General features: G+C 45.8%; 19 protein-coding genes. 17 read left to right on the forward strand and 2 right to left on the reverse strand.

Features of this window, described 5'->3' with window-relative positions; genetic code table 11:
- Nucleotides 1–36 precede the first annotated feature (36 nt).
- Together phnD and JX580_RS03935 are read right to left on the reverse strand one after the other, a co-directional pair.
- Nucleotides 37–903 (reverse strand): phosphate/phosphite/phosphonate ABC transporter substrate-binding protein, encoded by an 867-nt coding sequence (phnD, locus tag JX580_RS03930; protein ID WP_248851491.1) that lies wholly within the window; start codon nucleotides 901–903, stop codon nucleotides 37–39.
- Nucleotides 904–907: 4 nt separating this feature from the next.
- Complete coding sequence (locus JX580_RS03935) at nucleotides 908–2815, reverse strand: ATP-binding cassette domain-containing protein (RefSeq protein WP_248851492.1); 1908 nt, start codon at nucleotides 2813–2815, stop codon at nucleotides 908–910.
- 137 nt (nucleotides 2816–2952) lie between these two features.
- Between JX580_RS03935 and dnaE the strand changes: the two genes are divergently transcribed.
- The 17 genes from dnaE (at nucleotide 2953) to pnp (ending at nucleotide 25396) form a co-directional block, all read left to right on the forward strand.
- On the forward strand, nucleotides 2953–6432 hold the full coding sequence (dnaE, locus tag JX580_RS03940) for a DNA polymerase III subunit alpha (RefSeq protein ID WP_248851494.1): 3480 nt from the start codon (nucleotides 2953–2955) through the stop codon (nucleotides 6430–6432).
- A gap of 254 nt (nucleotides 6433–6686) precedes the next feature.
- Entirely contained in the window at nucleotides 6687–8642 is a 1956-nt protein-coding gene (gene acs, locus JX580_RS03945) for an acetate--CoA ligase (RefSeq protein WP_248851496.1), read from the forward strand.
- A 185-nt stretch (nucleotides 8643–8827) separates the two neighbouring features.
- Complete coding sequence (locus tag JX580_RS03950) at nucleotides 8828–9055, forward strand: universal stress protein UspA (protein ID WP_248851497.1); 228 nt, start codon at nucleotides 8828–8830, stop codon at nucleotides 9053–9055.
- The gene (locus JX580_RS03955; RefSeq protein WP_248851498.1) at nucleotides 9055–10671 is read left to right on the forward strand and encodes a cation acetate symporter; all 1617 of its coding nucleotides are present in this window, start codon (nucleotides 9055–9057) and stop codon (nucleotides 10669–10671) included. The genes JX580_RS03950 and JX580_RS03955 overlap by 1 nt, the downstream gene beginning before the upstream one ends.
- A gap of 81 nt (nucleotides 10672–10752) precedes the next feature.
- A complete protein-coding gene (locus JX580_RS03960) occupies nucleotides 10753–12135 on the forward strand; it encodes an RNA-binding domain-containing protein (protein ID WP_248851499.1) in 1383 nt (460 codons plus the stop codon).
- The gene (locus JX580_RS03965; protein ID WP_248851501.1) at nucleotides 12132–12812 is read left to right on the forward strand and encodes a PDDEXK nuclease domain-containing protein; all 681 of its coding nucleotides are present in this window, start codon (nucleotides 12132–12134) and stop codon (nucleotides 12810–12812) included. Before JX580_RS03960 ends, JX580_RS03965 begins: the two co-directional genes overlap by 4 nt.
- Nucleotides 12813–12831: 19 nt before the next feature.
- Nucleotides 12832–14664, forward strand: a complete 1833-nt coding sequence (locus JX580_RS03970) for a putative nucleotidyltransferase substrate binding domain-containing protein (RefSeq protein ID WP_248851502.1) — start codon at nucleotides 12832–12834, stop codon at nucleotides 14662–14664.
- Nucleotides 14664–15284, forward strand: a complete 621-nt coding sequence (locus JX580_RS03975) for a 3'-5' exonuclease (RefSeq protein ID WP_248851878.1) — start codon at nucleotides 14664–14666, stop codon at nucleotides 15282–15284. The genes JX580_RS03970 and JX580_RS03975 overlap by 1 nt, the downstream gene beginning before the upstream one ends.
- 202 nt (nucleotides 15285–15486) lie before the next feature.
- Nucleotides 15487–15942, forward strand: coding sequence for a ribosome maturation factor RimP (rimP, locus tag JX580_RS03980; protein WP_283103603.1), 456 nt, complete (start codon nucleotides 15487–15489; stop codon nucleotides 15940–15942).
- A 12-nt stretch (nucleotides 15943–15954) separates the two neighbouring features.
- Nucleotides 15955–17442 carry a transcription termination factor NusA gene (gene nusA / locus JX580_RS03985; RefSeq protein WP_248851503.1) on the forward strand — a complete coding sequence of 496 codons (1488 nt, stop codon included), beginning with the start codon at nucleotides 15955–15957 and terminating at the stop codon, nucleotides 17440–17442.
- 24 nt (nucleotides 17443–17466) lie between these two features.
- Complete coding sequence (gene infB / locus JX580_RS03990; protein ID WP_248851504.1) at nucleotides 17467–19992, forward strand: translation initiation factor IF-2; 2526 nt, start codon at nucleotides 17467–17469, stop codon at nucleotides 19990–19992.
- A gap of 138 nt (nucleotides 19993–20130) precedes the next feature.
- The gene (gene rbfA, locus JX580_RS03995) at nucleotides 20131–20487 is read left to right on the forward strand and encodes a 30S ribosome-binding factor RbfA (protein WP_248851505.1); all 357 of its coding nucleotides are present in this window, start codon (nucleotides 20131–20133) and stop codon (nucleotides 20485–20487) included.
- 6 nt (nucleotides 20488–20493) lie between these two features.
- Nucleotides 20494–21420, forward strand: a complete 927-nt coding sequence (gene truB, locus JX580_RS04000; protein WP_248851507.1) for a tRNA pseudouridine(55) synthase TruB — start codon at nucleotides 20494–20496, stop codon at nucleotides 21418–21420.
- A 1-nt stretch (nucleotide 21421) separates the two neighbouring features.
- Nucleotides 21422–22225 carry a class I SAM-dependent methyltransferase gene (locus tag JX580_RS04005; RefSeq protein WP_248851508.1) on the forward strand — a complete coding sequence of 268 codons (804 nt, stop codon included), beginning with the start codon at nucleotides 21422–21424 and terminating at the stop codon, nucleotides 22223–22225.
- Entirely contained in the window at nucleotides 22225–22716 is a 492-nt protein-coding gene (locus tag JX580_RS04010; RefSeq protein WP_248851510.1) for a Crp/Fnr family transcriptional regulator, read from the forward strand. The genes JX580_RS04005 and JX580_RS04010 overlap by 1 nt, the downstream gene beginning before the upstream one ends.
- Before the next feature lie 123 nt (nucleotides 22717–22839).
- Nucleotides 22840–23103, forward strand: coding sequence for a 30S ribosomal protein S15 (rpsO, locus tag JX580_RS04015; RefSeq protein ID WP_248851512.1), 264 nt, complete (start codon nucleotides 22840–22842; stop codon nucleotides 23101–23103).
- Nucleotides 23104–23311: 208 nt separating this feature from the next.
- Nucleotides 23312–25396 (forward strand): polyribonucleotide nucleotidyltransferase, encoded by a 2085-nt coding sequence (gene pnp, locus JX580_RS04020; protein WP_248851514.1) that lies wholly within the window; start codon nucleotides 23312–23314, stop codon nucleotides 25394–25396.
- Nucleotides 25397–25476 lie beyond the last annotated feature (80 nt).

Genomic DNA, 25476 nt, shown 5'->3' on the forward strand with positions numbered 1-25476 from the left:
TGACTGTTGCAGTTTGCAATGGTTTTGGGTGAGGATTTAGTATTCTATTAAATCTAAAATGCGTCGCACTTCTAAAAATTCATAGTCGTCTACTTCGTAGAAGTGATGGCCTGACTGAGCGATTTTGGGTAATTGTTTATCACTGGGTAGCAATAAAGCATCGCGCAAGCTTTCAATAGTTGATGTATCAAGTCCCTTTCTTGCCACGATAACGGTAGGCGCTAACAGCTCAGAGGTATGAAGCACCCTTATTGGATAACCGAGATCAATAAAACGTTTTGCTAAACCTTCAGTCGTAGCAGCAGCGTCAAACTCTTGATGAACTACCGACATAATCGCGCGTTCATGTCGCCCCAAATAGCTATAAAACTGAAGATCGCGAAGGTAGATTTGTTCAAGTCGTAAAAGTTGACGAACGATAAAGTGACCAGTGTAAGAGTGGTAAGAGCCAAATGCCAACGAATGATTTTTAAGATCAGTCAGACTTTTAATATCGCTGTTTTGATGAACGATAATCGCCGCGCGATAGGGGGCTTCAGCCACAATCAACTCAATAGTGTTTACGCCTGTTTGCTGAAAATTATCGCGTGTCTTAACGTAGGAAGACGGCCCCATGTAGGCCAAATCGACTTCGCCTAGTGCAAGGCGTTTAATTTGGTCTTCGTAGCTATGGGTGATATACAGTTGTACGGGTTGATCAAGTACCTCGCTTAGATAGCTTGTCAGCGGCTCAAACCGCTGCTGAATCCGTGATGGCATTTCATAAGGCGGCACGGCAAATATCAGGCCTGGTGGTTGATGCTCTTCCTTCGTCAGTGTTGGGTTGTTTTCTCCATTCTGGCAAGCAGAGAGTATTAACGAAAATACGATGATCACCAGGCCTGGTGGTTTCAAAAAAGACATGTTATTAACCTAGTTGTTGGCTTTCTAATATTTCCCAGCGTTCAAAAGCCTGTTCCAACTCCGTTTCTTTTTGCTGGATTTCTGCCAGTACTTGATCGACTTTGTGTTGTTCTTGTTGATAAAAGCTCGGTTGGGCGACCTGGTCGCTCAAGGCTTCGAGTGTTTGTTCAAGCTGCTCAATCAGGCCGGGTAATGCATCATATTCGCGTTGGTCTTTAAAGCTGAGTTTTTTAGCCGATTTTTTGACCTCTGGCGTTTTTTCAGCAGGCTGTGTGACGACTGATTCACCTGGTTCGGTTTTAGTGGATTTGTCGGTTTTTTTGTTTTGGTTATCAAAACTTGGTCGCTGGCGTAACCAATCATCGTAGCCGCCGACATATTCATTCACCAGGCCTGGTGCATCAAATACGATTGAGCTGGTGGCGACATTATTTAGGAAAGCACGATCGTGACTGACGATCAGCACCGTGCCCTGATAGTTCATCAGTAAATCTTCGAGCAGTTCCAAGGTTTCAACGTCTAGGTCGTTGGTCGGCTCATCGAGAATTAACAGGTTAGAGGGTTTAGCGAATACTTGTGCTAATAACAAACGGTTGCGTTCACCGCCGGACAAGGATTTTACCGGTTGGCGCGCACGATCCGGCGCAAACAAGAAATCACTTAGATAACCGATAATGTGTTTGCGTTGGCCGTTGATTTCAACAAAGTCACTCGAATCCATGACGTTTTCAGCGACGGACAAGTCTTCGTTAAGCTTAGCACGATGCTGGTCAAAATAAGCAATTTGTAAATTCGTGCCGAGTTCAACCTTGCCTTGTTGTGGCTGTTGTTGCCCGAGCAGAATTTTCAACAAAGTTGATTTACCACAGCCGTTAGGCCCAATTAAGCCAACCTTGTCACCACGCATAATCAGGGTCGAAAAGTTATTGACGATCACCTTATCCGGCCAAGCAAAGCAGAGATGGCTGACTTCAATTACTTTTTTGCCGGATGATTCGGCTAGGTTGACTTGCAAATTCGCGCTGCCTTGTTGGCTGCGGCGTGCTTGGCGCTCAAGACGCAGCTTTTCTAGCGCACGTACGCGACCTTCGTTCCGGGTGCGGCGGGCTTTGATACCTTGGCGAATCCAGACTTCTTCCTGTGCGAGTTTTTTATCAAATTCAGAATTGGATTTGGCCTCGGACTCTAGTTGTGCTTGTTTACGTTCTAAATAAGTAAGGTAGTCACATTCCCAGTTAAACAATTGGCCGCGATCCACTTCAACAATCCGTGTCGCTAGGGCTTGTAAAAAGGCGCGATCATGCGTGATAAACACCAAGGCGCAGCGCAGGTTTTTAACAAAGCCTTCCAGCCACTGAATCGATGGAATATCCAAATGGTTGGTGGGTTCATCCAGTAATAAAATATCGGGTTGTTGCACTAAGGCTTGCGCTAATAAAACGCGGCGTTTCATACCGCCCGACAGGGCTGAAAACTCGTCATCCGGTGGTAAATCCAGTTTAGATAAAATGGTATCGACCTTTTGATTCATCTCCCAACCGTTTTGCGCCTCAATCTGTTGCTGCAATTCGCCGAGTTTATCCATGTCGCCATCCAGCGCGGCATGATGATAGTCTTTTAGAATTCGCCCAATATCGCCCAAGCCCAGCGCGACCACGTCAAACACTGAGCCTTGAATATCATGGGGTACATCTTGGCGTAGTTTGGCGATTTTAACGCCATCTTGAATAATCCGACTGCCATCGTCAGCCGGTTGTACGCCTTCGATGACTTTCAACAGCGTCGATTTGCCTTCACCATTGCGGCCAACAATACAAACGCGTTCGAGCGGTTCAACTTGAAAATGAATTTTATCGAGTAGGGGCGCGGCACCGAAACTTAAAGAAATATCGCGAAGAAATAATAAAGCCATGATGTTGATTGTCTTTTGATTAATTGAATGACACGTATTTTAACAGGTATCCGCCTAAAGACTTGTGGAGTTTTAAGGCTAGCTATCGTGAGGTTTTATCTTTAAAATATCCGACCATTCAATAAAAAAACGTGCCAATGACTCCATTTATTCACCTTCATGTTCACTCCGAGTTTTCGGTTGTTGATAGTCTTTTGCATATTAAGCCGCTGGTGGGTCAGGTTAAAACGCTTGAACAACCGGCGCTGGCCTTAACAGATCAAAGCAATATGTTTGCGCTGGTGAAGTTCTACAGCGCGGCGCGCGGCGCAGAAATTAAACCGATTTTGGGCGCTGATTTGTGGGTGGAATCGGCAGACGGCGAGATTTTTAGTATCACCGCCTTGTGTCAAAACCAGCAGGGCTACCTCAATCTTTCGCGTTTGATTTCAAAAAGTTATTTAACCAATCAAAAGCTATTTAATATGCAACAGGTCGCGGTGGTTGACCAGGCCTGGTTGGGCGAGCTTAACGCAGGGTTGATTATTTTGTCCGGTGGTCGTGGCGGGGACGTGGGTCAAGCCATTCTAGCGGAAAAACCGAATCTAACGGCTAAACGTGTCGCTTGGTGGCAACAGCATTTTCCACAGCGTTATTATTTGGAATTGGTGCGCACCGGCAGACCGGACGAAGAGCGTTATATTCATGGTGCGGTTGAGGTGGCCGGGCGTTATGAACTGCCGGTGGTCGCGACCAATGATGTGCGCTTTATGACCCGTGAAGATTTTGAGGCGCATGAGGTGCGTTGTTGCATCAACGGCGGCTATGTATTGGATGATCCGAATCGGCCTAAAAACTACTCTGAACAGCAGTACTTACGCAGCACCGAAGAGATGAACGTGTTGTTCGCCGATATTCCTGAGGCGATTGAAAACACCCTGCATATTGCCCGCCGCTGTAACCTCACGCTTGAACTTGGCACCTATTATTTACCGAATTTTCCTATTCCTGAAGGCATGACGATGGATCAGTTTTTTGATCTGGAATGTCGAAAAGGTTTGGATGAGCGTTTAGCGTTTTTGTTTGGACATCTGTCGCAGGACGAGCAGGCGCAAAAAAAGCAGGAATATGTTGCGCGCTTGGAGTTTGAACTCAACACGATTTTGCAAATGGGGTTTCCGGGTTATTTCTTAATCGTTGCCGACTTTATTCAATGGGGTAAAAATCATCAAATTCCAGTGGGGCCTGGGCGGGGTTCGGGCGCGGGATCGTTGGTTGCCTATGCACTCAAAATCACCGACCTTGATCCGATTGAATACGATTTGCTTTTTGAACGTTTCTTAAATCCGGAAAGGGTGTCGATGCCTGACTTCGACGTTGATTTCTGTATGGAGCGGCGTGACGAGGTGATTGACTATGTTTCACGCCATTATGGGCGTGATCATGTGTCGCAAATTATTACCTACGGCACCATGGCGGCTAAGGCGGTGGTGCGCGATGTCGGGCGGGTGCTGGGGCACGGTTACGGCATGGTGGACAGTGTTGCCAAGCTGATCCCGAACGAACTGGGGATTAAGCTTAAAGACGCGCTGGAAAAAGAAGAGGATTTGCAACAACGTTATCGCAATGACGAGGACGTGAAAACCCTGCTGGACTTGGGTTTAAAACTCGAAGGCACGGTGCGTAATGTCGGTAAGCATGCCGGTGGGGTGGTGATTGGCCCCAAGCCCTTGGACGAGTTTTGTCCGATGTATTCCGAAGCCGATGGTCGAGGTGTCGTCACCCAATTGGATAAAAACGATGTCGAAACCATCGGGCTGGTAAAGTTCGACTTTTTGGGTTTGCGTACCTTAACGATTATTGATTGGGCGCTGCAAGCGATTAATGCCGGCAAGCAACCCGGTGATGAGGGCTTTGTCGATATCACGCGTATTCCACTCGGTGATCGTGCGGTGTTTGAACTGATTAAAACCGGACGCACCACCGGCGTGTTCCAGTTAGAGTCGAGCGGGATGCAGGATTTGATTCGTCGCCTCAAGCCCGACTGTTTTGAAGATATTATTGCCTTGGTGGCGCTGTTTCGTCCTGGTCCGCTTGAATCGGGCATGGTGGATAACTTTATTGCACGTAAGCATGGCAAAGAGGCCGTATCCTACCCTGATGCACAATATCAGCATGAAAGCTTAAAAGAGATTCTTGAACCGACCTACGGAATTATCCTGTATCAAGAGCAGGTTATGCAGATTGCACAGGTGTTATCCGGTTACACCTTGGGCGGCGCCGATATGCTGCGTCGCGCAATGGGCAAGAAAAAACCGGAGGAAATGGCCAAAGAGCGCGGCAAGTTTGAACAGGGCGCGATTAACAATGGCGTCGATGGCCAACTAGCAATGAAGATTTTCGACTTGGTTGAAAAATTCGCCGGTTATGGTTTCAACAAATCCCACTCGGCGGCTTATGCGCTGGTGTCCTATCAATCGGCTTGGCTCAAAACCCATTATCCCGCGCATTTTATGGCGGCACAGATTTCGTCGGACATGGATAACACCGAGAAGGTGGTTCACATGATCAATGAGTGCTATTCGATGGGGCTGGAGATCGTACCCCCTGACATTAATCGCTGTGAAATCAAGTTTAAAGCCACCGATGTGAAGACCATTCTATACGGCTTGGGCGCGATTAAAGGCGTGGGCGAGGCGGCATTAGACGGCGTAATCGCCGAGCGTCAGGCACAAGGCGTGTTTCGGGATTTATTTGATTTTGCCGCCCGTGCCGGTAAAAAGGTGAATCGGCGGGTGATGGAGGCGTTAATTCGCGCCGGCGCGATGGATTGTTTACACACTAATCGACAAGCGATGTTATCCAGTGTTAGTTTGGCTTTGCATCAAGCGGAGCAGGCGTTACAAAACCAAGCGTCAGGGCAGGATGACTTGTTTGGTGCGCTGATGGCGGACGAACCTGACTTAACGCCGCAACCAGGCCTGGTTGATATTGCTGAAATGGTTGAGCGTCAGCGTTTAAAAGGTGAAAAAGAAACCCTTGGCTTGTATTTAAGTGGTCACCCGATTGAAGCCTATCGTGAAGAGCTTACACATTATGTGTCGCATAGCTTAGCAAAATTAACGCCGAATAAATATGACAAGCGTTGGGTAGCAGGCCTGGTTGTCGGTGTGCGTGCCAAGAATACCCGTGGGGGCGATAAGATGGGCTTTGTCACCTTAGATGATCGCACGGCTCGACTCGAAGCGGTTTTGCGCCCGGCGGTGTTTAGCACGGTTAAAGATTTGGTGCAGCCGGATTCAGTACTTCTCATGTATGGAACAGTTGAGGAGGATAGTTTTAACGGTGGCATTAAATTAAGCGCGGAGCAGGTCGTGACGCTGGCGGAGATGCGAATTCAGCAAGCCCGCGCATTAAAAATTTTAGCGATGGCGTCGAGTTTCGATCAACAAAAGTGTCAAGAGTTACAGGCTCTAATTCTACCTTATCAAGTGGATGAGGGTTTGCCACTGGTATTGGAGTATCAGAATAAGCATGCGAAAGCTCAATTTAAATCAAATTGGTCGATCAAGCCGGATGACGAACTGATTGAGTTGCTCCACTCCTTGGGTTGGCAGCCTCAAGTAGTGATGAGGTAAAACAAGTTTTTAAAGAAAATGGCAAGCATTAGGCGATTAACCTGAAAATTTTACCAGTTTGTGCCTTGCTTGCTTACTGATTCTACAAGCACTATTTTCTCAGTTGACCGTAATCCTGATGGGGTGCGCCTTCTAAAATTTGCTTGATGAAGCCAGTGCTCAGTGCAAATTCATGAAACATTCGGGTTTAAAACGGTAGAATATTGTTACTTTTTTAGCGAAAAATCATATTTAATTAACAAGCGGAGGCGTGAATGTCAACGAATATTGAGTCTATTTTGACCGAAAGCCGGGTGTTTGAACCCTCAGATGCCATCAAGGCAAAAGCGACAATTAACGAAGCCAAGCTAGCGGCTATGTATGCCAAAGCCGAGAAAGATCATGTGGGTTTTTGGGCTGATTTAGCCAAAGAAAAACTCAGTTGGCATAAGCCTTTTACTCAGGCATTAGATGATTCCAAAGCCCCGCTGTATCGTTGGTTCCCTGATGGTGAAATGAACGTGTCATATAACTGTATTGACCGTCATCTAGATACCAAAAGTGACAAATTGGCGATTATTTTTGAAGGCGATAAGGGTGATGTTCATCACTATACCTATCAAGAGCTGCATGATGAAGTCTGTCGTTTTGCTAATACCTTAAAAGTGCAGGGCATCAAACAAGGTGATCGTGTGATTATCTATATGCCGATGATTCCACAGGCGGTGATAGCCATGCAAGCCTGTGCGCGTATTGGTGCGATTCACTCTATCGTGTTTGGTGGGTTTTCGGCTGAAGCCCTGCGTGATCGTGTTGAAAATGCCGGCGCGAAGATGGTGATTACCACTGATGGTGGTTTGCGCGGCGGTAAGTCTATTTCATTAAAAGCCGCGGTGGACGAGGCCCTGTCGAAAGGTTGTGATCAGGTTAAAAAAGTGATTGTTTATCAACGCACCAAACAAGAAGTGACGATGCAAGCGGGTCGTGATATTTGGTGGCATGAAGCGGAAGCCGGTATGAGTAATTATCATGATCCAGTGATGCTGCCTGCCGATCATCCGCTATTTCTGCTTTACACCTCAGGTTCTACTGGTAAACCCAAAGGTGTGCAACATGGTTCGGGCGGTTACCTGTTAAATGCGATGGTGACCAATGAATGGATGTTTGACCTTAAAGACAATGATATATTCTGGTGTACCGCTGATGTGGGTTGGATTACCGGTCACTCTTATGTCGCCTATGGTCCGTTAGCGATGGGCGCGACGATTTTGATGTTTGAAGGTGTTCCGACCTACCCGGATGCCGGACGTTTCTGGCAGGTATGTCAAGACCATGGTGTTACGGTGTTTTATACCGCACCGACCGCTATTCGTGCGCTAATGAAGTTTGGTAAAGACATTCCTGAACAATATGACCTGTCCAAGTTACGAATCTTGGGTACGGTAGGTGAGCCGATTAACCCAGAGGCTTGGATGTGGTATCACGAGGTGATTGGTCGAGGTGAATGTCCGATTATTGATACCTGGTGGCAAACCGAAACCGGTGCGCATATGATTGCGCCTTTCCCTGGTGTCACACCATTAAAGCCCGGTTCTTGTACCCGTCCTTTACCAGGTATTGATGCGGCCGTTGTTGATGAAGAAGGCAATGAAATTGGTAATAACCAAGGCGGTTATCTGGTCGTTCGTAAACCTTGGCCTTCGATGTTGCAGACGGTCTGGGGCGATGATGCTCGTTATATCGATACCTATTATGCCAAGTTTAATAATAAATATTATGTGGTTGGTGACAGTGCACATAAAGATGCCGATGGCTATATCTGGATTTTAGGGCGTATTGACGATGTATTAAACGTCTCAGGTCATCGTTTAGGTACGATGGAAATTGAATCTGCGTTGGTGGCGCATCCTAAGGTCGCTGAAGCCGCCGTGGTTGGCAAGCCACATGATGTAAAAGGTGAATCGGTGTTTGCATTTGTGGTGTTAAACCAAGACTTACCCGCCGGTGATGAACGTAATGCGATGATTAATGAATTGCGTAACTGGGTTGCAAAAGAGATTGGCCCGATCGCCAAACCTGATGAAATTCGCTTTGGCACCAATCTGCCGAAAACCCGCTCGGGTAAAATTATGCGCCGTTTGTTAAGAACGATTGCTAAGGGTGAGGAAATTACGCAAGATACTTCAACTTTGGAAGATCCTTCTATACTGCAACAATTGCAACAGCAATAAATTTGCTAAAATAGCTTTTTGCACTTTTTAATCATAATTTAATTTTGGGTGTGACCTAAAAGATTATGTTTTTAAAGTGCAATTTGTTACTTGCAGCTTTATTGGTTTATTAATCATAATAACTGCGAAAAGTCTCTTTGTATAAAGAGTTGTTTTTAACGAGGATAAACATAAAAGGAAATCCTATGAATGACGGTAGAATAAAGTTCGCTGCCATTTTGCTGGCGATCTACACGGTGCTTTACTTTGGGGTGGCGTTAATGACGTCGGCCACCTTCAAAGATATTGCTGCGCTGGAGATTGCCGGTTTACCGCTTGCAGTTTGGGGTGGGTTATTGATTATCGTATCGGGGGTGATTATCACACGCCTATACCTTAGAAAATTAGAACAATTAGAAGAGGGAGCAAACTAATGGATAATATCGTTGCTCTTGGTGTGGTGATACTGGGTATCGCCTTATCGCTGTATATCAGTTATTACCATCGTCGTTCGACGTCTTCTACCGCTAACTTCTATGTGGCCGGTGGCGGTATTTCGCCGCGTGTAAATGGTATGGCGATGTTTGGTGATTACGCCTCTGCGGCCAGCTTCTTAGGTGTGGCCGGTGCGGTTGCGTTGATGGGGGTTGACGGCTGGTGGTTAGCACTTGGCTTCTTTGCGGCGTGGATTGTGGTGCTATTGGTCATTGCCGGCCCACTTAAAAACGTTGGAAAGTTCACAGTTGCTGACGTACTCAATTCACGTTATCAAGGTTCAGAAAAAGGGATTCGTATGATTGCGATGATCTCAACCTTGGTATTGTGTGTTATGTATTTAGTGCCACAGATTGTAGGTGCAGGCCTGCTGTTTGGTTTGCTATTGGGCTGGGACTACTTGCCAACGGTTATCGTAACCGGTTCATTAATGGCGATTTTCGTTATTATGGGCGGCATGAAAGGCACGTCTTATAACCAAGCAGTGCAGGGCGCGATTCTGTTTGGTGCACTGATGTTCTTATTGATCTTCGGTATTATTGCCTTCTTTGGCGGTAACCCGGTCGGTATGGTTATCGAAGGCAAGGACATGGTTCCGCCTTTAGTCGCAGCGGGTAATGCGGAAGCAGTAGCGGCGATTGCCGGTATGACTAATGCAGAAAGTGCGGTAGCGATTGAAACCGTACGTGGCATGATGACCGAAGCACCGAATGCGATTGCACCGGGTGTCGGTTTGCGTGACTTGATGAATAATGCCAGTTTGGTATTGGCCTTATTCTTAGGTGTATTAGGTCTTCCTCATATCCTGATTCGTTTCTACACGGTATCCAACGCGAAAGACGCGCGTCAATCTGCAGAGTTCACCATCTGGGGCCTGGCGATTTTCTACGGCAGCGTATTCTTTGTTGGTTTGATTGCGATGTATGCCCTTTACCCAACCTTAGTTGAGTTATTAGCCGCGGGTCAACGTGGTGTTGCAACTAACATGACCATGCCGATGTTAGGCGAAATGATGGGCGGTCAATTGTTGATGGGTGTTATTGCAGCCGGTGCGATGGCCGCGATGTTAAGTACTTCAGCCGGTCTATTGATTTCGGCGACCACCAGTTTGTCGCATGACTTGTATAAAGGTGTGTTGCGTCCAAACTCAACTGACGAAGAGCAAGTGCGCTTCGCCAAGTTTGGTGCGGGCGGTTTAGCGGTGATGGCGATCTTGATGTCTATCTGGTTAAAAGAGCAAAACGTCGCCATGCTTGTGGCGATGTGTTTTGGTATCGCAGCCAGTACCTTTGCGCCAGCCTTAGTGTTCGCTGTGTGGTGGCGTAAGCTGACTAGCCAAGCAGTCATTATTGGTATGGCAGCAGGCCTGGTTTCTTCATTAATCTTTACCTTTGCGGCTTTCTTTGGCGCAAAAACCTTTATGGGTATCGATGTATTGGTTAACCCAGCGCTTTACTCTGTACCGTTTGCGGTATTGGTCACAGTCTTGGTGAGTTACTTTACCAACGATCGTGGCAATACGGACGAATTTATGGCACAGGCACACGGTAAATAAGTTTCTATTTTAAGGAATTTAAACCATAATAAAGGGAGCTTCGGCTCCCTTTTTTGTGGTTAATTTTTATAGGGACAAGTTATGTCGTTCTTGCAACAACAAATCGACGCGGGCGAAAGCAAAACGCTGGAACTCAAACGCCAGCTTCCCAAGGGAGAACAGCTCGCCAAAACGCTGATTGCGTTTGCCAATACCGCTGGTGGAAAATTAGTAATTGGTGTGGACGATCAACGCCAAATCCTTGGTATCGAGCACGACGAATTTGAGATGATGGATAAAATCGCCTCGATGGTACATGAGCTTTGCCAGCCGAGTCTGATGCCCAGCATTTACCTTGAAACCCTGCAAAACAAAACCCTTGTAGTTGTGCAAGTGTTTCGTGGCAATCAAATGCCTTACTTTCTCAAACACAAAGGGCGCGATCAAGGCACTTACATTAGACTTGGTGCAACCAATCGCCAAGCCAGCTTGGTGATGATTCATGAACTCGAACGCCAAGCGCTCAATCAAAGCTTCGACGAACAAATTGCTTGGGAGGAGCCCTTAGCCGGTCTCGACCTTACGCCCTTATTCAAGGCTTTCGAGCAACAAGGTAAACCCCTAACCGACAGCAAGCTACGCAGCCTAAAACTCATTCGCCATCACGAAGGCCAAGATTATCCCACCCACGGTTTAATGGTATTGCTTGGATACTATGAACAGGTTGCCATCAAATGCGCGCGCTTTAAGGGCACCGCCATGACGCTATTCTTAGACAAAAAAGAATACACCGGCGATGTTTTCAACCAACTGGCGCAAACCGAAATCTTCATCAAAAACCACCTGCATCTGCGCGGCGAAATTTTAGGACTGCAACGCACCGACACCTACGAAATCCCCATGCCGGCGATACGTGAAGCGCTCGTCAATGCGATCGTACACCGCGACTACAGCAACAGCGGGCGCGATATCAAAGTCGGCATTTATGACGACATTCTCAATATTGTATCCCCCGGCGGCTTACCCAACGGCATCATCCTAGACGAAGCCATGCACGGACGCTCGGAAATCCGCAACAAAGTCATCGCCCGCGTATTCAAAGAACTCGACTTTATCGAACAATGGGGCAGCGGCATCGCCCGAATGCAACAAATTTGCCAACAAGCCGACATCCCCATGCCACGCCTCAAAGAAACCGGCGACTTTTTCGATATTGAGTTTGTCCGAACCGAAACCACTTCGCAAGATGAAAGTTCGGAGAAAAGTTCGGAGAAAAGTTCGGAGAAACTGCCACCGATTTTAGCTTTGATTCAGAGCAATCCTAAAATCAGTGCCAAAGCCCTATCTGAAGAATTGGGTATTACATCCCGTGCGGTTGAAAAACAAATTGCCCAATTCAAACAAGTAGGCCTGCTCGAACGCATAGGCCCTGCAAAAGGCGGCTATTGGAAAATAAAGCAGAATTTAGCGGAGATTAACCTATGACTTTTAACATCACCCGCGCAAAACCCGATTTGCTAGGTAATATCCGCCAAATCATCGACCAAGCCCGAACGCAAGTTCAGCAAACGGTTAACTCAACCATGGTGCAGGCCTATGCCAATATTGATGAGTTGCTTGCTGACAAACCGCAAGATTATTTGCGAGCCCCTTACTTACTCGACTTCCTCAGCCTCGGCGGAGGACGCTATCAAAAAGCCGATTTAGAACAGGCGATTATCGATAATTTACAGAAATTTCTACTCGAACTGGGCAAAGGCTTTGCTTTTGTTGAACGTCAGCAACGCATCATCACCAACGATGGCGACGATTTTATCGACTTGGTGTTTTATAACTTCCATTTAAAATGCTTTGTGCTGATTGACCTAAAACTGAACAAACTCAGTCATCAAGATGTTGGGCAAATGGATATGTATGTGCGCCTGTATGAAGAACAAAAACGCCGCCCAGACGACAACCCGACCATTGGGCTGATTTTGTGTAGCGAACGCAACGAAACCGTGGCGAAATATTACGCACTCAAAGACAGTCAACAGCTATTTGCCTCGAAATACCTCACCCAACTCCCCAGCGAAGAGGCCTTGCAATTGAAAATCCAAAAAGAACGCGAACGCATCGAAGCGGCCATGATGCAAAAGGGCGATAACAATTTTTGTGGTTAATTTTTTATAAGGACAGTCTATGTCAATTTTAGAACAAACGCGATTTTTACAGGCGGTTCATCCGTTTGACCGGCTTGACCAGGCCTGGTTAGAAGAGGCGGCGGCGGCTTTAGATGTGGTGTATTTTGCCCAAGAGGATCAGATTCCGTTGGATACGACTGGGCATGCTTTTTTGTATATCGTGATGAAAGGGCGGGTGTCAGAGTGTCAGGATGATGAGGGAGCCGGACAGTGTGCGATTTACGGAACGAATGCACAGTTTGGTGCGTCCACGCTACTCGATCAAAAAGCCAAGCTTAATTATCATGCGATTGAGGAGACCCTGGTCTATCGGCTGCCGAATGCGTTGTTTCAAAAACTGTTAAACCATAACCCCGATTTTGAGGCGTTTTATTTTAACGATATTACCGAGAAACTCAGTCGGTTTCATCAGCAGTTACAGATAGAGTCGTCTTCAGAGGCGATGATGGATGCGGTCAAAATCGCGCCGTTGCATGCGTTGGTTGAAATATCCTGTCAGACATCAATCAAGGCCTGTGTAGAGCAGATGGAAACCCATAAAACCGATGCGTGTTTGGTGAAAGATGGTGAACAGCTCGGGGTGATTACCTCGTCAGATTTATTGCGCGGTTTGGCGATTCATGGTTTTGATTTGTCGAGTCCGATTGCCGACATGGTGAGTTATCCGGTGATTTCGATTCATCAAAATGATTATTTGTTTAATGCGTTGTTAAAGATGACCCGTTATGGCGTGGATCGTTTAATGGTGCGTGACAAACAAGGCTTTATTGGGGTGTTGCATCAAAAAGAATTGATGAGTTTATTCGCCAATCAATCCGGCCTGGTGATGTTGACTTTAGAACGTGCTGAAAGTTTTGATGATCTTAAAAAAGTCACCCAGCAGATTGATGATTTGGTTGCGGGTTTGTCGAATAAAGGCGTGAAAACCCATTATATTGCCAAGCTAGTGAATGAACTGCACCGCAAACTTCAAGCTAAACTTTGGCAGGTGTTAGACCAGGAGCAAGCCTTTAACGAGGCAACGTTTATTGTGATGGGCAGTGAAGGCCGTTCAGAGCAGGTGGTGCGTACCGATCAGGATAATGCGGTGGTGTTCGCCGAAACGGTGGATGAAGCTGCGCTAGCGCAGTTTTGCCAGAGCTATTCGGCCAAATTGATTGAACTGGGTTTTCCACCTTGTCCGGGCAATATTATGGTATCCAATTCGGCTTGGCGTTTGAGCCAATCGGCGTTTGAGCAACAGATTCTCAGATGGTTTGAAAATCCTTCGCTCGATAGTTTTATGAACCTGGCGATTTTGTTTGATGCACAGGCGGTGCAAGGGGATAGCGCGCGTTTAGACCGTATCAAGCAGGTGTTGCAGCAGCAGGTCAATAAACGCCAGATGTTTTTGCCACAGTTTGCGCGCAGTGTGTTGCAGTTTGAAACACCTATCGGGTTGTTCGGGCGTCTGATTACGCAAAAAGATCAGGGCCATTCGATTGACTTGAAAAAGGGTGGTATTTTCCCGATTGTACACGGTGTAAGGTGTTTGGCGCTGGAGCTGGGAATCGAAAAAACCAATACCCATTGGCGGATTCGGGAATTGATTAACCGCAATGTGTTTGATGAGGCATTTGGTGTTGAGCTCGGGGAAACGCTGAACTTTTTGAACACCTTAAGACTACAAGCGATGTTGGAGAAAAAACTATTGGGCAACACGATGGACAACGCGATTGAAACGGATCACCTAAACCATTTTCAGCAGGATTTGCTTAAGGATGCGTTTGGGGTGGTGAATAAGTTTAAAAAGTTTATCGAACAACATTTCAAAATGGATGCGCTGTTGTGATGCTTAAAACCTTAAACCAGGCCTGGTTGAAATATCGGCTTAAAAACCAAGAATATCAGTTTTTGTTTGACGCGCCTCCGGATCAGGACGTGGTGTGTTTTGATTGTGAAACCAGCGGATTAGATCCTAGAAAAGATTCGATTGTATCGTTGAGTGCGATTAAAATTCGCGGTGCAGAAATCCTGACCAGCCAAAGCTTAAGTTTGAAATTCAAACAACAACAGGTTATTAACCCGGAAAGCATTGTGATTCATGGGCTACGCAATATGGATGTAGAGGCTGGATTAGAACCGGCCGATGCGATTAGGCAGTTTGTCGAGTTTATCGGTTCACGCCCGTTAGTTGGGTATTACTTGGAGTTTGATATGGCAATGGTGAATGGTTTGATTAAGCCTTGGTTGGGGATTAGTTTGCCGAATCAACAAATTGAAGTGTCACAGCTTTATCATAAACAGTTTTATCAGGATTGGCTGCAACCCGAGCACGAGGTGTTTGATTTAAGTTTTAAAACAATTTTGGCAAAGCTCAACCTACCCAGCCTCGGCCAACACGATGCGTTTAATGACGCACTGATGACCGCGATGATTTATGTTAAGTTGAACGAAATGCGCAAGGATTAAAAATTAAGCCTCAATATTGTGCCGGTATTTGACTTGACACCGGCGGTCAATATCTGTATGCTTTGCACAGTTTTTCTGAAATGAATTTTATATGGGCGGGTACTTAATTTAATTTAAGGCCGGTTCATGCTTAGAGAACCCCGTTTTTACGGGGTTTTTTATTGGTTTTTTTCACCTGGTTTTCTCAATAGAAGGAAGAAGCGTGAGGCTTGAACAAAAAATTGAAGAACTTGTTGCTCCAGCGATAACCGCAATGGGTTTAGAGTTTTGGGGGTGTGAGTATATTGCGGCTGGTAAAGACTCCACACTGAGAATATATATTGATCGCCCCAATGTTGGCGTGACCGTGGATGATTGTGCCCTAGCCAGTCGGCAAATTAGTGCAATCATGGATGTTGAAGATCCTATTGCATCGGCCTATATGCTCGAAATCTCATCACCGGGAATGGAGCGCCCATTGTTCAAGCCAGAGCAATACAAGCCTTACATTGGTCAGAAGGTTAATGTGCGTTCACGCTTGGCCATCATGGGAAGACGCAAATTTAAAGGTGAGCTGATCGAAGTAACTGAGGATCAGATTGTAGTCGAAGTGGATCGTGAAAGTTACGAAATTCCATTTTCAAGTATTGATAAAGCAAATTTAGTTGTTGAACTGTAAGGCGGTTGAATCATGAGTAAAGAAGTATTGTCCGTTGTTGAAATTATGTCCAATGAGAAGGGCGTTGACGAAGAGGTTATATTTGAAGCTATTGAAACTGCTTTGGCAATGGCAACCATTAAAAATCATGATGATAAGATCGATGCACGCGTTGAGATTGATCGTCGTACAGGAAACTACACGACCTACCGTCGTTGGTTGATTATCGAAGATGATGTGGCCATTGAGGGCGAACCAGGTTTGTATATTCGAATGATGGATGCAGTTGATGAAGACCCACATGCTCAACCTGACAACTATATCGAAGAAGAAATTGAGTCGATTGAGTTTGGTCGTATTGGCGCACAAACCGCGAAACAAGTCATTATCCAAAAAGTACGCGAAGCAGAGCGCAGAAAAGTAGTTGAAGAATATTCATCGCGCGTAGGCGAAATTCTAACCGGACAGGTCAAACGTATTGATCGTGGCGATGTGATTTTAGACATGGGCGATAACGTGGATGCGATTATCCCACGCAACGAGTTGGTTGGACGTGAAAACTTTAGAATGGGTGATCGTGTTCGTGCTTATTTAAAAGAAGTGACTTATCGTCCACGCGGTGCACAGTTGTTTATGTCACGTGCTTGTAAAGAAATGCTGATTGAATTGTTTAAGATTGAAGTACCTGAAATTGGTGATGACTTGATTGATGTGATGGCGGCGGCTAGAGATGTTGGATTCCGCGCAAAAATAGCGGTACGTGCGAATGATCCACGCCTTGATCCTATTGGGGCTTGTGTTGGTATGCGCGGTGGACGTGTTCAAGCAGTTACCAATGAACTAAATGGTGAACGTATCGATATTATTCAATGGGATCCGAATGATGCACAGTTTGTCATTAATGCGATGGCACCGGCTGAAATTACCTCGATTATGGTTGATGAAGATCGTCATGAAATGGATCTGGCAGTTGAAGATGATCAGCTTTCAATGGCGATTGGCAAGGGTGGACAAAATATTCGCCTAGCCTCTGAGTTGACCGGTTGGGAGCTTAATGTCATGAGCAAGACCGACATGGAAGAAAAACACAACTCTGAAGCGAATAACCAAGTTGAGAAATTTGTCGGTGCATTAGAGGTTGATGAGGACTTAGCGCAACTATTGGTTGAAGAAGGTTTTACTTCTATTGAAGAAGTAGCTTATGTTCCTACTACCGAAATGTTAGAAATTGACGGGTTTGACGAAGACCTTGTTAATGAATTAAAGCAGCGCGCCAAGGATGCCTTGTTGACACAAGCAATCGTTAACGAAGAAAAAACCGTTTTAGCGGAACCTGCAGCCGATCTATTAGCTTTAGACGGGATGACTAGTGAAATGGCAAAAAAATTAGCAACTCATGGCGTTGTGACCCAGGAAGATCTGGCTGAATTAGGTACGGACGAGTTACTCGATATCGTTGATTTGGATGCCGATACTGCCGCAGCATTAATTATGAAAGCACGCGCACCATGGTTTGAATAACAGTAAAAGGGAGAGGCAAGCATTATGGCCGAAGTATCAATATTAAAGTTTTCAGAAACACTCAACCTTTCTGTAGATAAATTATTAGCTCAACTTAACGCTTCAGGTGTTAAGGGTAAATCAAAAAACGACACCATTAGTGAAGACGAAAAACGCACTTTGTTGGCTTATTTAAAAGGCTTACATGGTGAAACAGCAGATGAACCTCAAAAGGTGACCCTGCGTCGTAAGCAGGTTAAAACTTTGAACTTATCAACCGGTTCAGGTAAAAGAACGGTCAACGTTGAGGTAAGAAAAAAGCGTACCTATGTTAAACGACCAGAAACTGAAACGAGCGCTGAAACACTTGATGTCGAACCGGTGGTTGAAGAAACTAAATTGAATGAAACGGTTCAACAGACATCCCAGGCTCAGCCTGAGGCACCTGTGGTTGCACCTGTAGCGGAGCCGGTTGAAAGTCAGGCCGTGTCTAAAAATACGGATGGTGAGAAACGTGACGAGGCTGAATTGGTCAAACAAGACAAGGAACCGCGTAAGCCAAAGAGCGGTGAAATTGTTAATAAGGCGATAGAGCAAAAACCAAAAGGCGAAAACAAAGCCAAAGGCCAAAAGGGTAAAGAGGGTAAAGCCCAAGAAAGCAAAATGGAAGATGGACGCCCTAAATCCAAAAAAACCATCAAGACAAGAATTGTATCGGATGAATCGCCCGCCGGTCGTCGAAGAAACAAAAAGCACGCAGGTAGCAAGCATGCAACAGCAGATAATCAGCATGGTTTTCAGCGCCCAGCCGGTCCTGTTATTCGTGAAGTAACGATTCCTGAAACCATTCAAGTTGCTGAATTGGCCGATAAGATGTCAGTTAAGGTTGCTGAGGTTATCAAGTATATGATGACTTTAGGCACGATGGTAACGATTAATCAGGTTTTGGATCAGGATACGGCCGCCATTGTGGTTGAAGAATTGGGTCATAAGCCCATTCTTCTAAAAGAAAATGCGCTAGAAGAGGAAGTGCTTCAGCAAGAGTATCATGGTGAATATGTTCATCGTGCACCCGTAGTAACGATTATGGGTCACGTTGATCACGGTAAAACCTCTTTGCTTGACTATATTCGTAAAGCAAAAATTGCGGATGGTGAAGCAGGTGGGATCACTCAGCACATTGGTGCTTATCACGTTGAAACACCGAACGGCGATATTACCTTTATTGATACCCCGGGTCACCAAGCCTTCACCGCTATGCGTGCGCGTGGTGCAAAGGTAACCGATATTGTAGTCATCGTTGTGGCGGCGGATGATGGCGTTATGCCTCAAACCAAAGAAGCCATTCAACATGCGAAAGCGGCCGGTGTTGGGATGGTTGTTGCGATCAACAAAATGGATAAAGAAGGCGCTAATCCAGATCGAGTTATGCAAGAATTAGTGGCTGAAGAAGTGGTTCCTGAAGAGTGGGGTGGCGATATTCAGTTCGTACCTGTATCGGCGAAAAAGGGTACCGGTATTGATCAATTGCTTGAAGCCATTTTATTGAGCGCCGAAATGTTGGAGTTAGATGCGCCGACCGAAGGTCATGCAAAGGGTGTTGTCATTGAATCGCGCTTAGACAAAGGACGTGGTCCGGTCGCTACCGTACTCGTTCAGTCCGGCACGCTTAGAAAAGGCGATATTGCCTTGTGTGGTATGGAATTTGGTCGTGTTCGTGCGTTGGTGAATGAGCAGGGCAAGATGGTGGATTCAGCCGGTCCTTCTTTTCCAGTGGAAATTTTAGGCTTGTCTGGCGTTCCGGCGGCAGGTGATGAAATGATCACGGTTGATAACGAGCGCAAAGCACGTGAAGTTGCACTTTTCCGTCAAGGCAAGTTCAAAGAAGTCAAAATTGCTCGTCAGCAAAGTTCTAAGTTGGACAATATGTTCAATAAGATGGCTGAAGGCGAAATGAAGTCTGTAAATATTGTATTGAAAGCCGATGTTCAAGGCTCAATTGAAGCGATTGCCAATGCTTTGACCGACTTAAGCAACGAAGAAGTTAAGGTCAATGTTGTTAGTAGTGGTGTGGGTGGGATTACCGAGAGTGATGTAAACCTTGCCATAGCTTCTGATGCCTTGGTATTTGGTTTTAACGTTCGAGCGGATGCCACCGCAAAACGTTTGGTTGAGCGTGAAGGGGTTGGTCTCTATTACTACAGCATTATCTATGAAGTAGTGGATGAGGTAAAACGCGCAATTGAAGGTAAGCTTTCTGCAGAAGAGCGTGAAGAAATAATTGGTGTTGCTGAAGTGCGTGATGTCTTTAAGGCGCCAAAAATTGGTTTGATTGCAGGTTGTATGGTAATCGAAGGCAATGTGCAGCGCAGCCAGCCTATTCGTGTACTTCGTGATAACGTGGTTATCTACCAGGGTGAACTTGAGTCTTTACGTCGTTTCAAAGATGACGTAAAAGAGGTGCGCCAAGGTATGGAATGCGGTATCGGTGTTAAGGATTATAACGATGTGCGTGTAGGTGACCAAATTGAGGTCTTTAAACGCTATGAAGTGAAACGTACATTAGATTAAAGTTAGCTTCTACTCTGTGTTTAAAGTGCACAGAGTAATCTCGACCGCTCATTATGTATAATCTGGATTTTTTAAAATGCCCTGCGGGGCATTTTTGTTATCACCACCAGGCCTGGTGGTTGGAAATTGGAAGTAACTATGTCTCAAGAATTTAGTCGTACCGATAGGGTATCGCAAGAAATTTTTCGTTTGTTATCGAACCTATTACGTCGGGAAGTAAAAGATCCACGTTTACAAGGTTTAACACTCACTGAGTGTAAAGTCAGTAAGGATTTAAGTGTCGCCAAGGTTTATTTCACTGTTATGGGGGCTAAAGAGGGTGATCAAGCCATAATGGATGCTCAGAAGGCGTTAGAAAAAGCCAGAGGTTTTTTTCGTTCTGAGCTGGGTAAGCAGTTAAGATTGCGAATTACTCCTGACATTCGTTTTCATTACGATACTGTTCCTGATCATGTTGATCATATCGAGCAATTAATCAAAAAAGCACTCTATTAATCGGTTATGCAAAGAAGAAGTCGTCGCCGTGTCGTAAACGGTATTGTTCTGGTCAATAAGGCAGCAGGTTTAACCTCGACTGACGTGGTTAAGCAAGTGATGAAACTCTATAACGCAAAAAAAGCCGGCCACACAGGTACGCTTGATCCGTTTGCGACCGGCTTGCTTCCGGTTTGTTTGGGCGAAGCCACTAAGGTTTCAAGCTTGTTGTTGGCGTCGGATAAACGCTACACCGCAACCTTGCAGCTCGGAGAAGCGACCGACACCGGCGACCATGATGGCGAGGTTGTTGAGCGTGATAGGATACCGCCACTTAGCCAAGCTTTGCTGGAAGCTACGCTAGCCAGGTTTCATGGCAAGATCATGCAGGTTCCACCGATGTATTCCTCAATCAAGCATGAGGGTAAGTCGTTGCATGTTTATGCACGTCAAGGGATTGAAATTGAACGTGAAGCTCGTGAAGTGGAAATTTTGGATATCAGGTTAATTGATTTTAATAATGATCAAATTCGCTTCGATGTGCATTGTTCAAAAGGCACCTACATCCGTGTTTTAGGCTGCGAGATTGCGCAGGCCTTGGGAACGGTCGGTCATTTAATTGCGTTGCATCGAACGCAAACCGGCGTATTTCATTCTGATATGATGCAGCCTATTGAAGAAATTGCGCGTTATCGCAATACAAATTTATTGTCGCTAGATATTGCATTAACCGAGTATCAACCGGTTTATCTAACTAAAGAACAAAAAGACCATTTGTGGATGGGAGGGTTTTTGTTTGAGGTGAAGCCTGAAAACCCGGAGCAAACATGCTTGCTGCGTTTATATGATGAGCAACAACAGATTTTTGCAGTAGGTGAGTGGCAGGCGGACAAGCAGCGTTTGAAAATAAAACGTGGATTCAACTTGGATAGTCTAGTTAAGACAAGCGAGTAGTATGCACGCTGAACTGGTTTGGATTGATTTACGTGAACCAACGCTTTACCAGCAGGGTCACTTTAGTCGTTCAATTAATTTAAGTTGGACTTATTTAAACGCCTGTCTGAATGCCCTACCTGAACGCACACAACCCTTGGGATTGGTTGCGCCCAATGAATTAATCGAACCTGCTAGAAATCATTTGCTTAACAAGGGTTATCAGATACAAGCGGTTAAATCAGCACAAGCAATGCAACAACCAGGCCTGCTTCTTCAATCAGGGATTAATTCTTTTAAAGCTTGGGCTGCTAATCCTTTTTTAATGCAGGTGTTGTCTCAGGTTCAACCTAAGAAAAAGCTGGCGCTGGATTTGGGCTGCGGTGGTGGGCGTGATGCCATTTATCTAGTTCAACAAGGGTGGCAGGTCACCGCCATAGACCAACAAGCAAGGGTGTTGGATTGTGCCAAACAGCTTGCCAAGCAACATCAAGCAAAAGTGGACTGGATTCAGGCCGATTTACGGCAGCCTGAATCTTGGCCGCTAGGGCAGTTTGATTTAATCATGATGATTCGTTTTTTAGATCGTGATCTATTTAGTTTTATGCGCAGCCACTGTAGAGTGGGAGGGTATGTGTTAGTTCAAACCTTCATTGAAGGCGTTGAACGCTATGGCTCGCCTAAAAATCCGAATTTTATCCTTCGTGTTGGTGAGCTGGCGAAAGAATTTAGTGAATTTGATCTGATAGTTGATAGAATAGACGAACTTAATGATGGACGGCCTGTTGCCAGTTTTCTTGCCAGGCGAAAAGAAGGAATGATTTGATGATTAGCATGACGGCAAATGAACTTTTTGAATACTTTCAACAAAACCTAATTTGTGAGTCACTCACTCTGTCAGAGGTAGAGATTCTAACCCATTATCTTCAAGATAAAACCTTTGAACGCGATCAGGTTATCTCTGATATGGGGGATGTTGGCGACTGTATTATGTTTGTTATCAAGGGCAAGGTCGGCTTTAACAGCTTTGATGGGCAGGATGATGTCAATGTCGGCATACAGGGGGTGGGTAACCTAGTTGGCGAAATGTCATTTTTTGATCGTAAACCTAGAAACCTCAGAATGTACGCTGTCTCTAAAAAAGTTAAGCTGTTAGCATTAACGCGTCCTATGTATGATCGTTTGAAAATAGAACAGCCTTTTATTGCAGTTAATATTCTTGAAAATGCGGTGGTAAGTCTAGATCATCTTGTACGTTCGATGAGTGAAAATATGGCGCAAATCGAACATTATGTACATGGTTATGGTCGTCATTAAATCTAGACAGTTTTTTCAGTTTTTTGCTTTTTATTAAAATTTTATGTAGAATGCGGTGCGTTTCTGCTATCGGTTGCGGAAACACACTTTTAATTGATAACCGATCTCAAGGAGAGAAACAAGATGGATGCAGCTACTAAGGCTACAATCGTCGCTGAATACGGCGCAAATGCACAGGATACCGGTTCTACTGAAGTTCAGGTTGCCCTTTTAACTCACCGTATCAAGCACTTAACTGAGCATTTTAAATCTCACAAACAAGACAATCATTCACGTGTGGGTTTGTTGCGTTTGGTTAGCCGTCGTCGTAAGTTGTTAGATTACTTGCACAAAAAAGATGGTCAGCGTTATTTAGATTTAATTGGTCGTCTTGGCTTACGTAAGTAATTCAAATCGATTGAACAAAAAAGCCCCGCTTGTCGGGGCTTTTTTGTAGGCTAAATTCAATCAAGGCGTTACAATAGCTTTTTGATTAAATTGTTATTTAACTTTGTTTAACTGCGAACCCTTAACCTGAATCCTTAAGCTAACCAGGCCTGGTTATTTTAAGGATTCAGGTTTTCAGTTAAACCCCATAAAAGAATAGGAAAATCTGATGGCAAAACATGTAAAAACCTTTCAGTACGGCCAGCACACCGTAAGCTTTGAAACCGGTGAAATTGCGCGTCAAGCCGATGGCGCGGTGATTGTTGGTATGGGCGACACCCGTATTCTGGTGACCGTCGTTGGCGCGAAGAAAGCTAATGAAGGCCAAGACTTTTTCCCGCTAACCGTGCATTACCAAGAAAAGGCCTATGCTGCAGGACGCATTCCTGGTGGGTTTTTAAAACGCGAAAGCCGCCCATCTGAGTTTGAAACCCTGACCTCACGTTTAATTGATCGCCCGATCCGCCCATTATTCCCTAAAGGCTTTATGAATGAAGTGCAAGTGATTGCCACTGTTTTAGCTTTGGACCCAACTGTGGGTACCGAAGTGGCGGCCATGTTGGGGACTTCAGCCGCATTAGCGATTTCCGGTATCCCATTCAATGGCCCGATTGGAGCCGCGATTGTCGGTTACCGTGAAGGGGCTTTCATGCTCAATCCATCAAAACTTGAATTGGAAGAGTCTGATCTTGAATTGAGTGTTGCCGGAACAGAATCCGCCGTGTTGATGGTCGAGTCTGAAGCTAGTGAATTGCCTGAGGACGTCATGTTGGGTGCCGTGATGTTTGGTCATCAGCAGATGCAAATAGCGATTCAAGCGGTGCGTGAATTAGCGGCTGAAGTCGGCAAGCCGCGCTGGGATTGGCAGCCAGCGGCAGAAAACACCGAATTAAAAGACAAGGTGTTTGGTTTAATTCGTAATGACGTTGAAGCAGCTTATCAAATCGCAGATAAAATGGCGCGTTATGCGGCACTCGATGCAGCGAAAGCCAAAATGATGGAAACCTTGGGACAGTCTGAAGCTAACCCTGAAGGTGAGTCGGAAAAAGCCCTAGAAGGTCTATTCGGTAAACTGCAAAAAGACATCGTGCGTGGTCGTTCGGTGGCGGGGCAACCGCGTATCGATGGACGTGATAATCATACCATTCGTGGCATTAACTGCCAGGTCGGTGTGTTGCCAAAAGTGCATGGTTCGGCCTTGTTTACCCGTGGCGAAACCCAGGCGTTGGTGGTGACGACCTTAGGCACCGAAACTGATGCGAAAATTGTCGATGAGTTAACCGGCTCTTACAAAGACCGTTTTATGCTGCATTATAACTTCCCGCCTTACTCGGTTGGTGAATGCGGACGTATGGGGACACCGGGTCGCCGTGAAATTGGTCATGGTATGTTGGCGCGTCGTGGTATAGCCGCGATGTTACCGACTGCGGAAGAATTCCCTTATACCGTGCGCGTGGTGTCTGAAATCACTGAGTCAAATGGTTCAAGCTCGATGGCTACGGTATGTGGTACCAGTATGTCATTAATGCACGCAGGCGTGCCGATTGCGGCACCGGTCGCCGGGATTGCGATGGGCTTGATTAAAGAAGATGCAGGTTTTGCGGTCTTGTCTGATATCTTGGGTGACGAGGATCACCTTGGCGACATGGATTTTAAAGTTGCCGGCACCGATCAGGGTATTACCGCGCTGCAAATGGACATCAAAATCGAAGGCATTACCGAAGAAATTATGCAGATTGCGTTGGAGCAAGCCAAAGCAGGGCGCTTGCATATTCTAGGCGAAATGAATAAGGCGATTACCTCGTCGAATCAAGACGTGGCCGCCACCGCACCGCGTATCACCACGATTAAAGTGAAGCCGGAAAAAGTGCGTGAAATCATTGGTAAAGGCGGCGCAGTGATTCGTGCGCTAACCGAAGAAACCGGCGCGGTGATTGAATTGGAAGATGATGGCACCGTGCGGATTGCGTCCAGTGACCAGGCCTGCTCGGATGATGCGATTGCGCGTATTATGGCGATTGTGGCCGAGCCTGAAATTGGCAAGGTCTATGATGCAAAAGTCGTTAAGATCGTTGATTTTGGTGCGTTTGTGTCTTATATGCCGGGTCGTGAAGGCTTGGTGCATGTGTCGCAAATTTCAGAAGAGCGTGTTGAAAACGTGGCGGATTATCTTAAAGAAGGCCAGGAAATCAAAGTTCGCTTAACCGAAGTAGATAAGCAAGGTCGCGTTAAATTGTCGATTAAAGCGGTTTAATTAAGTGTTGAGTTTTGAGTGTTGAGTTTTGTTTGTGCTTGATGAATGCTCTTAACTTACACTCTGAGCTAAAAACTAAC

Source organism: Thiomicrospira microaerophila (genome assembly GCF_023278225.1).
In the GTDB taxonomy this organism is placed as follows: domain Bacteria; phylum Pseudomonadota; class Gammaproteobacteria; order Thiomicrospirales; family Thiomicrospiraceae; genus Thiomicrospira; species Thiomicrospira microaerophila_A.